Here is a 14,896-nt window from a genome sequence, read left to right as displayed (position 1 = left end):
GCTCCTATCAACCGCCGCCATCAGCTGGGCGCGGGATGCCGCCCGGGGTCGGGCCGCTCACCGCCCTGCCGTTGCGGCGGACATTGTCGTATCGCAGGCCCTCGACATGGAGGACGAAGTCGGGTTCTGCCGCGCGCACGAAAACGCAGTCGCGCAGCACGATGTCGCGGATCGGGGCGGCCTTGAAGCCCTGGAGGTTCAGGACTCGCTGGCATTGGCCGACGAGCAGGCGCTCGATCGTCAGGCCTTTGAACACCGGGGTGAAACCACCCTGCGCGCCCTCGCCATAATTATAGTCGATCGTAATCGCCGCCCTGCCGACCTGCCCCACCGTCACGTCGCGGACATGGATATTCTCCAGCGTTCCGCCGCGGGCGGCATTGTTCTTGAAGCGGATCGCGGTGTTGAGCCGCGGGCTGTCCATCCGGCAATTTTCGACGAAGACGTTGCGCACGCCGCCCGTGATCTCGCTGCCCAGCGTCACACCGCCATGGCCATCGACCATCGTGCAGCCGGCGATGACGACATTCTCGGTCGGACGCTTCAGCCGACGGCCGTCGGCATTGCGGCCGGACTTGATCGCGATGCAATCATCGCCGGTATCGAACAGGCAATCCTCGATCAGCACGTCGCGGCAGCTTTCGGGATCGCACCCGTCATTGTTGGGGCCGTGGCTGGAAATCGTCACGCGCCGGACGGTTACGTTCTCGCACTCGACGGGGTGGATCTCCCACATCGGCGAGCGGAGGATCGTGACGTCTTCGATCAGGACGTTGCGGCAGCGGTAGGGCTGGATGAACTGCGGGCGGATCGTCGAACCCGGCCCGAAGACGCGATTGCGGACGGGCACGCCCTCTTCGGCCAGCCGCTTCAGGCGGGCGCCATCGCGCTCAAGGCCATCGCGCGGCGAATGCGCCCAGGGCCACCAATGCGCCTCGCTCGCCTGACCATCCAGCGTTCCGCCGCCGGTGATCGCAATGTTCTCGCACTCCAGCGCGTAGATGAAGGGCGAGATGCCCATCAGCTCATTGCCCTCCATCCGCGTCAGGACCGGCGGGAAATACAGCGCGGGATCCGGGCTGAAGCGGATGGTGCTGCCGCGCGCGACGTGGAGCTCGACGTTCGAGCGCAAATGGATGGGGCCGGTGAGCCAGATGCCGCCATCGACCAGCACGCGTCCGCCCCCGGGGATGCGCGAGGCGGCGGCGATCGCGCGCCGGAATGCCTCGGTCGCCAGCGTGCGGCCATCGGGAACGCCCCCGAATTGCTGGGGCGTGACCGCCCGTGCCCGCGCAAAGCTGGGCGGGCGAATGCGGGCGCGTATCGCCTGTGCCTCGGCCCAGGGATCGGGTGCATTGCGCCCCTGCGCCGTAACCGGGACGGGCAGCGACAGGCAGGCGCCGCCGGCCAGCACTGCCCGCCTGTTCACTTCAAAGCCGTGTCGTTCCATGCGCCAGCCTCCGTCTGGACCGGCAGTCCGCCCGAGACGGACTGCCGGCCATGCCACGATCAGAAGCTGTAGCGGATGCCTGCGTAGAACTGCCGCCCGCTCTGGAAATAGTCGCTCACGCGTTCCGCCACCGAGTCCGTGTAGCTGATGGTCGGTTCGTTGGTGAGGTTGATGCCCTCCAGGCTGAGCGTCATGCTGTCGCCCAGACGGTAGGAGATCGAGAAGTCGACATAAGTCGCCCTGCGCGTGCCGCCGACATCGGTGTTGTAGCTTGCGGGTACCGAGGTGAGGAACTTGCTGCGGTAATTGCCCGAGACGCGCGCCTGGAACGGTCCCTGCTCATAATAGAGCGTGGCGTTGAAGGCGTTCTTGGACAGGTTCAGCAGCGGCTGGGTGCTGGTCACCTGCGTCGTGGGAGTCGCGCTCACGATATAGTCGATGTCGGAGTCGACATAGGTGTAGTTCGCCAGAACGCCGAAGTTCTTGAGGAACCCGGGCAGGAAGGTCAGCGCCTGCTGCACGTTGAGTTCCAGCCCCTTGAGCGGGCCGCCGGGCGTGTTCACGACGTTGGAGATCTGGAACTCGGTGGTGCCGTCATAGCCGGTGCCGGCCAGGAGCGAATCCGGCAGCCCGGTGGTCGAGAACGGCGCGGTGTTCGTCAGGTTCTGCACATAGGTCGAGATGTCCTTGTAGAAGAACGCCGCGGAGATGATCGAGCCGCGCATCGGATACCATTCCGCCGCCAGATCGAGGGTCTTGGCGCGATAAGGCTCCAGGTTCGGGTTGCCCGTGGAGACCGAGCGCGAGGCGCCGGCGACCGAGACGTTGGTCGCCGCCGAGATGCTGCCCAACCCCGGGCGCGCCATGACCTTTGCCGCGCCGATGCGCAGCAGGAGATCGCGGCTGGGCTCGATCACCAGGTTGAGCGAGGGCAGATCGTCGTCATAGGAGCGGCCCACTTCGGTCCATTCGAACCCCGATGGGTTCACCGCCGTCGGAACGGTCGAGTAGAAGCCCGATTCCTGCTTGGTATGGACGCGGCGATAGCCGATGTCGCCGCGGACGGGCACGCCGCCGATCTCGAAGTTAAAGGCGGCCTGGATATAGCCGCCTGTATCGTTCTCGCTGACCGTGCGGTTGTCCCCACGGGCGCTCGCGCTGGTCTGCGAGAGCAGGAAGCGCCCCGAATTGCTGAACACGCCATAAGCGCTGGCAAAGGCGTCCAGGTTAGGCGTGGCCCAGCAGCTATCGGTGCCTGCCGGCAGCGCGAGCCCGCGGAAGCCGCAATATTGCTCGGTGATGCTCGCCATCGTGGTGCCCGCGGGAAGCGCCGGGATGTTGCCCTCGCCGCTGGCGAACCGCATGCCGCGGCCGACGAATTCATAGCTCTTGCGCTGGAAGCCGCCCGTCAGGGTGACCCGGTCGTTGACCTTGAAGGTCAGATCGAGCTGGCCGGTTTTGTAGACATTGTCGTTCCAGTTCGGGCGCAGCCGGATTTCCGGGCCGCTGGCGCCGGTGCCGCCGCCCGGCGCCACGCGCGACGGGCCAACATACCAGTTGTTGGGATCCTTCACGTCGAAGTTATAGTTGATCGCCGGAAAATACTGTCCGGAACCGCGGATGTCGTACGAGTAACCGTCGACATTCTGGCGATCCATCTGAGCGATGTAGTCGTAGAAATTGTTGAAGTCGTTCTTGACGTAACCGCCCAGGACACTGGCCTTGAACCGGTCGCTGAACTCATGTTCGACGTTCAGCGTATATTGCTGGAACATCGTGCTGTACTTGTCGACATAGTTTTCGGACCGGATGTCCATATTGTCCAGCAGCATGTACGTAGCGGTGCCGTTCTCGTCGACCGCGATGTCGCGCACCACCACTTCGGGCTTGCCGCCGGTCGCGGCGGGGCGGCTCAGCGAGATCGCCTCGAGCTGGCGCTCGTTGCGATTGCCCTTGAAGCGCGAGATCAGCGCGTCGAGCGACACGGTCGTCGCCGGTGACGGCCGCCACTGGAACGAGCTGGTGATGCCGAGCCGCTCGGTCTTCAGGTTCTGGTCCTGATAGCGCAGGAAGCGCGGGTAGCGAGTCGTCGGCTGGCCCGCCAGCGCATAAGCGGCGGGATTGGTCCCGGCGCAAAGCGCGGCGTTGGTCGCCGGATTGCAGAAGCCGCCGTCGGAATTGCCCTGCTGCCAGCCGACGGTGGAGACGCCGTTCTGGAGCGTGGTCTTCTCCGAATAGGCGATCGAGGCGGCGAGGCCGATCTCGCCAATACCGGTCTCCCAACGGTCGCTGGCAAGCAATGCGAAGCGCGGATCGATCTGGCGGGCGAGGTCGTTATAGCCGGCCTGCGCCGAGATCGCGAGGATCGGCTCCTTGCTGTCGAACGGCCGGCCGGTGTGCAGGTCGACGGTGGCGCCGAGCGAGCCTTCCTCGACATTTGCCGAGGGCGTCTTGCGCACGTCGATCTGGTTGAACAGCTCGGACGCGAAGACATTGAAGTCGAAGCCGCGGCCGCGGTTCGATCCGGTCGTCGCCTGCGCCTCGATGCCGTTGATGCGGACGCGCGTGAAATCGGCGCCGAGCCCGCGCACTGAGATGTTGCGGCCTTCGCCACCATCGCGGGTGATCGTCACCCCCGGCACGCGCTGGATCGACTCGGCCAAGTTGTTGTCGGGGAACTTGGCGATGTCCTCGGCGACGATGCTGTCGACGACCGAGTTGCTGTTGCGCTTGAGTTCGAGCGCCTTCTCGATACTGCGGCGGAAGCCGGTAACGACGATCTCGTCGCCTACTTCGTCCTGCGCGGCATCCTGAGTGATCGACGCGGAAGGCTCCACCGGCTGAGTCATCTGAGTGGCGGGGTCGGCAGCGGGCGCGACCTGTGCGCCAGCACTGGTCGCACTTCCTGCAAAGAGGATCACCCCCAGAGATACCAGGGCAGAATTGTTTAGAAGGCACGACCGGTCGAACGCCATCGGATGGATCTCCTCTCCACGTAGTTTCACCGGTCTGGTCCTTCGTGCTCGTGAGGAGCGGACTTCTGAGACACCGGTGTCTCATTTGGAAGATGCCTCAACTTGAAGGATTGTCAACCTGCTCGTAAGCTGGACCCCGTCGCGGACATGCCTCACGTGGCGCATCTTGGTTCAAGCCCGCATGGTGGAGCCAGCATGTTCGCAACGAGCACGGGCGAACTGAACCTCTCTCATCGCTGATGCCCCCGGCCGGTTCGGGCCTCTCGGAACGAGATCAAGCGGCCAGCCGCCTCGTCCCACAGAACGAGTCTCACCGACCCTAAGCTTTGACGGACTGTCAGGCGGTTGACAGCCGCGAGCTCGGGTCGCGCCTCAAGCGCTGCAGAAAGGCGGTAGAAGGGGATGTTACTGCAGAGGTGATGAATGTGGTGCATGCCGATGTTCGCGGTAAACCAGCGCAAGACGCCAGGCAGTGCATAATGCGAGCTTCCGCGTAACGCGGCTTCGTGGAAAGCCCAGTCCTCGCCTTTGCTCCAATGCGTCTGCTCAAATTGGTGCTGAACGTAGAACAGCCATACGCCTGCGGAGGCTGCGATCAGGGTGATCGGTAGTTGGATCAGCACAAAAGCCCGCAATCCGACCAGGAGCATCAGACCTGTCGAGACAAGTGCGATCGCACAGTTGGTCCCCATAGCACTGGCCCAAGGGCGCCAACCCTCGCGCATGTGACCGAGCGGCAGCCGATACCGTAAGAAAAACAGCCACGCCGGGCCTAGCCCAAACATCACCGCAGGATTCCGATACAACCGGTAGCGCAGTTGGCCCCAGAAGCCGAGCTCCCTGAACTCGTAAACAGTGAGCGTGTCGACGTCGCCCGTGCCACGCCGATCAAGGTTTCCTATTCCCGCATGGTGTGTCGCGTGCCCCCGACGCCACAGATTATATGGGCTCAGCGTCAGCACTCCGATGCAACGGCCCACCCAGTCGTTCGCACGCCGGCCCTTGAAAAACGCACCGTGCCCGCAATCGTGCTGGATCAAGAACAGGCGCAGGAGAAAGCCGGCCGCGGGAAGTGCCAGGAGCAGCGTCATCGCGTAATGGATGTGCAGCGAGCGCCACATCAACAACCACAGAAGCGCCAGCGGTATGACGCTTACCGCAATTTCGAAGAGCCCGCGCAAGTTGCTGGGCTGGCGAAAAGTGGCGAGATGGCGCGCGATCCCCCGAAGGTCACAAGGCGCGCTCACGGGTATTTGCCCCGCGCTGGCCGATAAAGCTTCACTGTATGTCATGGTTCAGGCCGGATCTGTCTTCGTCAAAGCGGGATACGCGCAAGCTCGAAATTTTCGTGTCGCGATCATGGCGCTGAGGAAATGGGTTAACGATCCATGACGCTATAAGGATGCTTGCGGGTCAGCCTTTCGGTTCCGGTTCAACAACTTGATGTTCGGGAGGACGCTCGATGCTCCTGCCGGTCCTGATCGCTCCCTCGCCGGCTCGCGACCACGGCGGGGTAGAGGCGGTCGGCCGCGCGGAGCTGATCTATGGCTTGCAGAACAAGTTAAGATCGAACCACAGCTTCAGCTCGGCGACGACGACGATGGGCGGCTCCACGTCGCGGATGCCGGCGACGCCCGTTCCGCACACCTCGCCTTTCACCTCGAAACCTTGCGCTTCGAGACATGCCTTGATGAGTCCGCAGAGTGCCGTCCCGCTGAAGGCCGCCTGAGACGCGGCCGTCATGCCGCCCAGGCAGACAGGTCCGTTTCCTGCGCAAGCAGTCCGAGACCATGCGCGATGGACGTCAGCTCGCCACCGGACTCGATTCGCTCAACGCCGAAGCGGCTCGTGAAGATGGCGCGAACGGCCGGCACCAGCGATGTCCCGCCCGTCAGGAAGACACGGTCGATCTCCGCGTCTCCGACACCAGCCTGCACCACTGCCTGATCAACCGCAGCCGCCATGCGGGCCACGTCATTGGCGATCCAATCTTCGAAGTCGCTGCGCGCAACCTCCGCCTCGATTTCCACCCCCGCGCCGGAGAAGCGGAAAGTCGCCTGCTCCTGTTCCGAAAGCGAGCGCTTCAGCAGCCCGACAGCATCATAAAGGAGAAAGGCGAGTTCGTTCTCGACCATCGCTATCAGGCGCCCAATGGCATTCGGATCCAGAGCGCTGCGCCGAAGGCGCTCCAGCTCCTCGAGCGTGCGTCGGTTGCGCATCAACGCGAGTTTCGACCAGTCGGAGAAGTCCGCGAAGTAGCCACCCGGGATTTCAAGCACCTTGCCGAAGGAGCGGTACTGCGACCCCTTCCCCAGCATCGGCAACACAAGGCGCTCAACGATGCGCTGATCGAACCGATCTCCGGCAATCCCGACGCCGGCATGGCCAAGCGGGGTGCAGCGCTGCGCCGCACCCGGCGCCTCGACCCGAACCACGGAGAAGTCGCTCGTGCCACCCCCGAAGTCGGCGACGAGAAGCGTCGCCGGAGACTTCAGGCAGGTTGCATAGCTGAAGGCCGCCGCCAGTGGCTCGTAGACATAGTGAATCTCGCCCGCGAAGCCCGCGAACATGGCATCGTAACGCTGCCTGGCCAGCGCCGGGTCTGAACGGGCACCAGCGTAGTGGACCGGTCTTCCGACCACGACCCGTTCAAGCCGATCGAGGCTGCCCGCGGAATGGGAGACGAGCTTCTCGAGAAAGATGCGGCCGAGCTCTTCGAAGCGTAAACGCCTGCTGAAGATCGAGGCGCTTTCGAAGATCGGGCTGGCCGCGACCGACTTGAAGGATTGAAGGAAGCGACTGTCGCTGGGGAACTTAAGATATTCGCGAATTGCCGCCGGTCCCGCTTCCGCGGCGATCCCGCCGGGCACTCCTTCGTCCTGCCAGAAGCAAAGAGCCGAGCGGAAGACCTCGTCGCCTCCATCGGGCCCATCCAGCCGAACCAGTCGCGACAGGTTGCCGCCATCAGCAAGCGCCGCGACGGTGTTGGTCGTGCCGAAGTCCAGGCCTGCAAAGCGGCCAGCTTGAGCGTGCTTCATTTCTTGATGCCAGAGATACGAGCGTCGGAGCGCGCTAGGGTCAAGGTGCCCATAGGACAAGCCCTTCTACCTCGACGCGCGGACGCTTCACGCTCTCGCGCGCGGCAGGCAGCGGCCTACCAGGAGGCAGAGCCGCTCAGATCGAGCCTAAGCTCACGAAGCTGACGCCTCACCCCCAGAAAACAGCCATTCCTCAGCCTCGGTCGCATCCGTGAACACCCGAGCGTTGCGGTCTCCGATGATGCGCTGCAGCTGCATCCGGCCGAGGGCTGAAGCAACGACGAGTGCCAACCGGCGGGAGCGATGTGTAGGATTCCTCAGGAACTCATCCCAGCGAGCGAGAACCTCCTGGCTCTGAATGGACATTCCGGTGAGATCATTCAGCGTCAGAGGTCCGCCTCTGCGACTGCACCCGAGCCTGCGATGCTCACGTTGCAGTTCGGCTTCGAAGTGGTCAATTTCCTCCGTCGTGAAGAAGCCGGAGAGGCGTACGCGGACCAGATCGCGCGACGGATCAACGTCTATCGAGTAGTTCGCGGAGGACATGCCAGGCGACTAGCTAGGTGACGACGCAAATCCGTTAAGGCGAGCCTCCGGTCATATCCTGATGTGCGGGCGAAGGCGCGGCAGGGTGACGGACGAGACCACGAGCACGTGCTGCGGCGCTATTCGAAGCACGCATCAAGAATCGCATGTCAATGCCGGCAACGGCCGGCGATCGAGAACAAATCTCAGGAAGTTGCGCCGTGCGGGCCTTCGCGCTTCCGGCGCGCCTGCGACAGGGTCACCTGAGGGAAGCTGCCGAGCGAGAGCTTCCGCTCGATCCCACAGCAACGATAGCGGAAGCGCCAGAGCAGCGCCCCGGACGGCTGGACGAGCAGGTAGAGGCCTGCCGAATCGAAAACCTTGAACGGCCGGGCTGCCGGTTTGAGCGCCTGAACCTGCACCACGGCAAGCATGGCGCCACGCCTCCTTGCATGTTCGTGGCCCACGTTTTGTGGCCCCTTTTGCGTGGGCCACGGCGAACCATAATGAGAAAATATGGGACCGCGTAGCGCCCATACTACCGCAGAATTGCACGGTTTCTAGAGATGTTCTAGTTATGTGCTGGTGCCGCTTACAGGACTCGAACCTGTGACCCCCGCATTACGAATGCGATGCTCTACCAACTGAGCTAAAGCGGCCTGCCGGACACGATTGCGTCCGGAAAGAGCGGCGCGCTTACCAGCATGAATCGGCGCTGACAAGCGGCCCGTACGCTGATCGTGCTCCGTAACTTTCGCCCGCGCGCTTTACGCGTCATTTACCACGCAGCGTGCACAACCCGCCGACTAGGTTAGCGGGCGGTTGCCCGGAGTGGAGCACGTGCATGGATATGGCCCGCGGCATGAACGATCCTTTCGACTCGCATCCCGATGTCGAAACGGACGAAGCCGTCACGGATCGTCCGCTGGAAATCGGCACCGACGAGCGGCGGATGCATGTCCGCGCCTATAATTACTGGGTGTCGCTGCTGCACGGGCGTTCCTATCCATCGATCGAGGACCTGCACCCAGGCAACATCGCCGATTTCGGGCCCAACAGCGTGCTCCTCGACTTCAGCCGCGGGGTGGAGGATCCCGAAATCCGTTATCTCGGGACCGCGCTGCGCGAGGAGTGCGGCTTCACCCCGTCGATCCGGCGCGTTGCCGAAGTACCGAGCCGGTCGCTGCTGTCGCGGCTGACCGATCATTATCTCCAGATCATCGCCAATCGCGCGCCGATCGGCTTCGAAGCGGAGTTCGTCGGCCAGCGCGGACACAACACGCTGTACCGCGGCATCCTGATGCCGTTCTCGTCGGATGAGGACACAATCGACTTCATCTATGGCGTCATCAACTGGAAAGAGCTTGTCGACGCCGAGACGCAGGCGCGGCTGAATGCCGAGGTCGATGCCTCGCGCCGCTCCGCGCCGAGCATGCCGGTATCGGCTCCCGTGTGGGCGGATGGCCCCAGCGCCGGGATCGACGCCGCGGATGACCAGCCGCTCGCCGAAAGTGCACCTGAGTCGCTGACCGATCAGCTGATGGTGGCCCGCGAATCGGCCGCGGCGGCGCGGACTTCGGACACGCGCAGCCGAGTCGCGCTGTATCGCGCGCTCGGGCATGCCTATGATTTCGCACTCGCCACCGAACGCGACCGCGACGGATATCTGAGGCTGTTGAAGGATGCCGAGCTGACCCTCCAGTCCCGCGCGCCGATGACCCCGCCGATCAAGCTCGTCTTCGGATCAGAATATGACAAGACGCGGGTTACCGAGTTCGCCGCCGTGCTGAGCCACGCCAAGCGCAACGCGATCCCCTTGCGCGGGCTGCGCGGGTTCCTGGAAAACGCCGAGGGCGGGATCAAGGCGATCGTCAAGGCGGAACGGGAGCACCGCCGGCCCGCAGCCAAGACCGACCTCTTCGCCCGCGCCGCTGCCGAGCTGCGGAGCCGCCCGCCCCTCGCCCATGTCGAGATCGCCTCTGATGGAATGGCCGGCGACTTCGTGGTGCTGCTGGCGCGTGCCGGAGAGCGGGGCTTGGACATCGTCGCGAAGATGGAGGACGACGCTGCCCTCACTCAACGCGTGATGCGCACGGCAGCCGCCTAGCGCCCCTCGCGCGGACCTTTTTCCGCAGCTCAAGCCTTGAGGTCCAGAATCCAGGGGAGCATAGCAGCGCGCATGAAAAACATGATGACGTCGCTGACGCAGGCGTTCGAGGCACGGCTGCTCGAGGGAGCGTTGCCGGGAGAGTTGGAAGGACTGGACGAGGGCGAGCGCGCCGATGCCGCGCTGTACGTCGCCGAGACGGCGGCGGTCCGTCCGCCGGGAAAGCCGCAGATCCGGCTGGAGACCTATCTGGACGAAGAACGGCGCCGCATGCGCCTGGCGGTGGTCAATGACGACCGCCCGTTCCTGGTCGATTCGATCGCAGCGGCCATCGCCGCGCACGACATCGCGATCTACCGCATCATCCACCCAGTCATCCCGGTCGAGCGCGATGGCGAGGGCAAGCTGATCTCGATCGGAGGCGGCAGCCGCGAATCGATGATCTACATCGAAATGGAGCGCGGCGACGCCCGCACCCGGCGCGCGCTGATCGCCGAAATCGAACAAACTCTCGAACAAGTGCGCAGTGCGGTGGAAGGCTGGCGGCAGCTGCAGGCGACGATCCTGGGCGATGCCGCGCGATGCACCACGCCCGAGGGCGCGGCGCTGCTGCACTGGTTTGCGAACGGCGCGATGACGCTGCTCGCACATGAGCAATGGCACGCGGACGGCAGCGTGTCGGACCAGCTCGGTTTGGCTCGCCACCCGCTGGAAACGCCGATCCTCGCCGAACCGTCGCGCCTGGCGGCGCTCGCCTATTTCAACGCTGGCGGTGAAGCGCCCCTGCTCCTCAAGTCCAACGCCATCTCCACCGTGCATCGCCGGGTGCCGCTCGACATCGTCGTGCTTCCGGTCGCCGATGGCGCGAAGGCGACGGGACTTTCGATCCACGCCGGGCTGTGGACCAGTGCGGCGCTGTTCGCCTCCCCCGACGAGGTCCCCGTGCTTCGGGCCCGCCTGAAGACGCTCGAAGGAAAGTTCGGCTTCGACCCGAGGGGACATACCGGCAAGGCGATGGCGCACGCGATGACCGCGCTGCCGCACGACCTGACGACGGCGTTCGACGTCGACTCGCTCGAACGGCTGGTGTTGACGACCATGTCGGTCGCCGACCGGCCGCGGCCCAAATTGTTGCTGGTCCGCTCGCTGCTGGGACGGCATCTGTTCGCCTTTGTGTGGTTGCCGCGCGACGACGTTTCGACCGGCCGGCGCGAGGCGATCGGCGAGATGCTGAGCAACGCCGCGAATGCCAAGGTGATCAACTGGTCGATCGCGCTGGAGGACGGAGTAGTCGCGCTGCTGCGCTACACGCTCGATCTGCGCGGTGGCGGCACCGTGCCCGATGAGGAGACGCTCGACGCACGGCTGAAGCGCATGGTGCGCGGGTGGGTCCCCGCCGTGGAAGCGGCGCTCGCGGAACAGGCGGGCAGCGCGTCGACGCGGCTGGCGCTGCGCTTCGCCCAGGCTTTCCCACCGGTTTATCGCACAACGAGCACGCCCGAAGAGGCAGCGCGTGACATCCTGCGCATCGCCACTCTGGATGCGCCCGGCAGCCGTTCGGTGCGCATTGCCCCGCACCCGCGCAACCCAGGCGAGTACCGCGTCAAGCTGTATGCCCAGGGTGGCGCGCTAGCGCTATCTGACGCGGTGCCGGCTTTCGAGAATTTCGGCTTCCGGGTAATCGAGGAAGTGCCGACCGAGCTCAGCAATGGTGTGTTCCTACACGACTTCCACGTGGCGCTGGCGACGACGTCGCGCGTGCTGGCGAGCGAGCCCAAGCTGGTCGAGGACGCGATCGCGGCGGTGCTGCAGGGCAGCGCCGAGAACGATACGTTCAATCGGCTGATCGTCGAAACCGGGATGCCGCCGGCCGCGGTGATTCTGCTGCGCGCGTGGTTCCGCTATCTGCGCCAGACCGGCCTCAGCTATGGCATGGCGACAGTGGTCGATGCGCTTCGCCGCGCACCTGCAGTTGCCGCTGCGCTGATCGACCGGTTCGCGGCTGCGCATGATCCGGCGCGGGGGCAGGACGAAGCGGCGATCGAAGCCGCCACCCGCGCGATCGATGCCGGCCTCGACCAGGTCTCCGCGATCGACGACGACCGAATTCTTCGCACGCTCAAGGGCGTGGTGGCGGCGACGCTGCGCACCAACGCCTTCGCACCCGCCGCGAGCGAAGCGCTGGCATTCAAGCTAGACTCGAAGCTGGTTCCAGGTCTTCCCCAGCCGCTGCCCTGGCGCGAAATCTGGGTCTATTCGCCGCGCGTCGAGGGCATCCACCTGCGCGCTGGCCCGGTTGCACGCGGCGGCCTGCGCTGGTCCGATCGTCGCGACGATTTCCGCACCGAGATATTGGGGCTGATGAAGGCGCAGCGCGTGAAAAACGCGGTCATCGTCCCGACCGGAGCGAAGGGGGCCTTTTATCCCAAGCTGCTCCCCTCCCCGGCCACCAACCGGGAAGCCTGGTTCGCCGAAGGAACCGAAAGCTACCGCATCTTCATCCGCGCGCTGCTGTCGATCACCGACAACATCGTCGGCGGTGAAGTCGTGCATCCCGATGGCGTGACGGTTCTGGACGGCAACGATCCGTATTTCGTCGTCGCAGCCGACAAGGGCACCGCGACCTTCTCCGATGTCGCCAATGCGATCGCTACCGACCGCGACTTCTGGTTGGGCGACGCCTTCGCGTCGGGCGGAAGCCACGGCTATGATCACAAGGCGATGGCGATCACTGCGCGCGGCGCCTGGGTCTCGGTCCGCCGCCACTTTCTAGAGATGGGTGTCGACGTGCAGTCCGAGCCGGTGAAAGTCGCCGGCTGTGGCGACATGTCGGGCGACGTGTTCGGCAATGGAATGCTGCTCAGCAAGGCGATCAAGCTGGTCGCCGCGTTCGACCACCGCCACATCTTCCTCGATCCCGATCCCGATCCTGCCGCGAGCTGGGCAGAGCGTAGCCGCATGTTCGCTCTGCCACGCTCGAGCTGGGCCGACTATGATCCCAAGATGATCTCGCAAGGCGGCGGCGTGTTCGCGCGTACCGAGAAAAGCATCCCGCTCAGCCCGCAGGTGCAGGCGCTGCTCGGGCTCCACCAGGACGAGATCGATCCCACTGCGTTGATCACAGCGATCCTGAAGGCGCAGATCGACCTGCTGTGGTTCGGCGGTATCGGCACCTATGTGAAGGCGGCGAGCGAAAGCCATTCGGACGTGGGTGACCCGGCCAACGACCGGCTGCGGGTCAACGGCGAGCAAGTGCGGGCGCGCGTGATCGGCGAGGGCGCCAATCTGGGCGTGACTCAAGCCGCGCGCATCGCCTTTGCTGGACTGGGCGGGCGCATCAATACCGACTTCATCGACAACTCGGCAGGCGTCGATTGTTCGGACAACGAGGTCAACATCAAGATCGCGCTGAACCGCGAGGTTATCGAAGGCAGGCTCGGCTTCGAGGATCGTAACACACTGCTCGCGGAGATGACCGACGACGTCGCGCAGTTGGTGCTGGAGGACAATCGCCTACAGACGCTGGCGCTATCGTTCATGGAGAATGACGGCGCCGTGTCGCTGCCCAGCTATGTGCGGGTGATCGAGATACTCGAAGCGTCGGGACGGCTCGACCGGGCAGTCGAAGGCCTGGGCTCTAACGAGGAACTGCTTCGCAGAGCGCAAGACGGTCGCGGGCTGACGCGGCCCGAGCTGGCGGTGTTGCTGGCGTCGACCAAATTGGCGCTGCAGGATGCGATCGAGACGCGACAGCTGTCGGACGATCCGGAACTGGAAGGCGATCTGCTCGCGGCGTTTCCGCAGGCGATGCAGGCTCGCTTCGCCCCGGCGATCAAGGACCACCGGCTTCGCAACGAGATCGTCGCGACCAAATTGGCAAATCGCCTGGTGAACCGGCTGGGCGTGCTGCATCCCTTCGAACTCGCCGAGGAAGAAGGCGCGGCGATGGGGGATATCGCCGCGATGTTCGTGGTCGCCGAACGCCTGTTCTGCCTGAGCGATACCTGGGAGGCGGTGGAAACGGCGGCGATAAGCGAAGGCGCACGCCTCGCATTGCTCGACGAAATGGCGGTCGCGGTTCGTGGGCAAGTTGCGGACCTGCTGCGCGCATCGCCGCCAGGGGCGAGCCCGCGCGAAATGATCGAGCGGCTGACGCCGGGCATCGACGCGCTCGACCGGCAGGCCAAGGCGCTGCTGCTTGACGAGGTGAAGGCACAGAGCGGGCGCATCGCCGCCAGGCTGGAGGCCGCCGGTGCGCCGGCGGAGCTGGTCGGCAAGGTGGTACGGCTGTTTGAAATGGACGGCGCGGTCGGTCTGGCCGATCTGGGGGTTCGCCGCGCGATCGACGAAACCGAGCTTACCCGCGCCTTTACTCATCTTGGTCAGGTGCTGGGGCTCGACTGGGCGCAGGCGACGGCCGCGCGGATCAGCACGGGCGACCCGTGGGAGCGGTTGCTGATCGCCGGGCTTGCCCGCGACTTCCAGCAGCTTCGCCTGGATTTCCTCAGCCGATTGCCGGATGGCGATCCCCAGGTCGGAGTCGAGGCGTGGCTCAAGGCACATGCGCCGCGGGTGGAGCAGTTCGCCGGATTGGTCCGCCGCGCGCGACAGGCTGCGACGCCGAACGCGGCAATGCTGGCGCAGATCGCCGGGCAGGCGCGGGTGCTGCTGGGGCGCTGAACCCCGCAGCATCCGCAGCATCGGAAGTTTAGAAAAGTTACGCCAAACCAGTGAGGAGCAGAGGGAAGCGTTTGCAATTGCGAATCGTTCGCGTTACCGATGGATACCCGAAACGAACGAG

At 64.7% G+C, this 14,896-nt stretch carries 9 protein-coding genes and 1 tRNA gene; 2 read left to right on the top strand and 8 right to left on the bottom strand.

Going from position 1 to position 14,896, the window contains the following annotated elements:
• Window positions 1–7: 7 nt before the first annotated feature.
• The 8 genes from LZ586_RS15930 to LZ586_RS15895 form a co-directional block, all read right to left on the bottom strand.
• Entirely contained in the window at window positions 8–1,450 is a 1,443-nt protein-coding gene (locus tag LZ586_RS15930; RefSeq protein WP_235077297.1) for a glycoside hydrolase family 28 protein, read from the bottom strand.
• A gap of 59 nt (window positions 1,451–1,509) precedes the next feature.
• A complete protein-coding gene (locus tag LZ586_RS15925) occupies window positions 1,510–4,455 on the bottom strand; it encodes a TonB-dependent receptor (protein WP_235077296.1) in 2,946 nt (981 codons plus the stop codon).
• Window positions 4,456–4,655: 200 nt separating this feature from the next.
• Window positions 4,656–5,717: a fatty acid desaturase gene (locus LZ586_RS15920; protein ID WP_235077295.1), complete on the bottom strand. Its 1,062-nt coding sequence runs from the start codon at window positions 5,715–5,717 to the stop codon at window positions 4,656–4,658.
• A 250-nt stretch (window positions 5,718–5,967) separates the two neighbouring features.
• Window positions 5,968–6,168 carry a hypothetical protein gene (locus LZ586_RS15915; RefSeq protein ID WP_235077294.1) on the bottom strand — a complete coding sequence of 67 codons (201 nt, stop codon included), beginning with the start codon at window positions 6,166–6,168 and terminating at the stop codon, window positions 5,968–5,970.
• Window positions 6,165–7,463 carry an Hsp70 family protein gene (locus LZ586_RS15910; protein WP_235077293.1) on the bottom strand — a complete coding sequence of 433 codons (1,299 nt, stop codon included), beginning with the start codon at window positions 7,461–7,463 and terminating at the stop codon, window positions 6,165–6,167. The genes LZ586_RS15915 and LZ586_RS15910 overlap by 4 nt, the downstream gene beginning before the upstream one ends.
• Window positions 7,464–7,616: 153 nt before the next feature.
• Entirely contained in the window at window positions 7,617–8,009 is a 393-nt protein-coding gene (locus LZ586_RS15905) for an STAS/SEC14 domain-containing protein (protein WP_235077292.1), read from the bottom strand.
• Between the two features lie 185 nt (window positions 8,010–8,194).
• Window positions 8,195–8,422 carry an Arm DNA-binding domain-containing protein gene (locus LZ586_RS15900; RefSeq protein ID WP_235077291.1) on the bottom strand — a complete coding sequence of 76 codons (228 nt, stop codon included), beginning with the start codon at window positions 8,420–8,422 and terminating at the stop codon, window positions 8,195–8,197.
• 149 nt (window positions 8,423–8,571) lie between these two features.
• Window positions 8,572–8,647: transfer RNA gene (locus tag LZ586_RS15895), tRNA-Thr, on the bottom strand.
• Window positions 8,648–8,832: 185 nt separating this feature from the next.
• On the opposite strand from LZ586_RS15895, the gene LZ586_RS15890 reads away from it, so the two are divergent.
• Both LZ586_RS15890 and LZ586_RS15885 read left to right on the top strand, forming a co-directional pair.
• Window positions 8,833–10,095 carry a hypothetical protein gene (locus tag LZ586_RS15890; RefSeq protein WP_235077290.1) on the top strand — a complete coding sequence of 421 codons (1,263 nt, stop codon included), beginning with the start codon at window positions 8,833–8,835 and terminating at the stop codon, window positions 10,093–10,095.
• Window positions 10,096–10,167: 72 nt separating this feature from the next.
• Entirely contained in the window at window positions 10,168–14,775 is a 4,608-nt protein-coding gene (locus tag LZ586_RS15885; protein WP_235077289.1) for an NAD-glutamate dehydrogenase, read from the top strand.
• Window positions 14,776–14,896 lie beyond the last annotated feature (121 nt).

Source organism: Sphingomonas sp. S2-65, assembly GCF_021513175.1.
Classification (GTDB): Bacteria; Pseudomonadota; Alphaproteobacteria; order Sphingomonadales; family Sphingomonadaceae; genus Sphingomonas.
The sequence above is the reverse complement of the archived record's forward strand: the minus strand, read 5'-3'. Positions and strand labels throughout refer to the sequence as shown.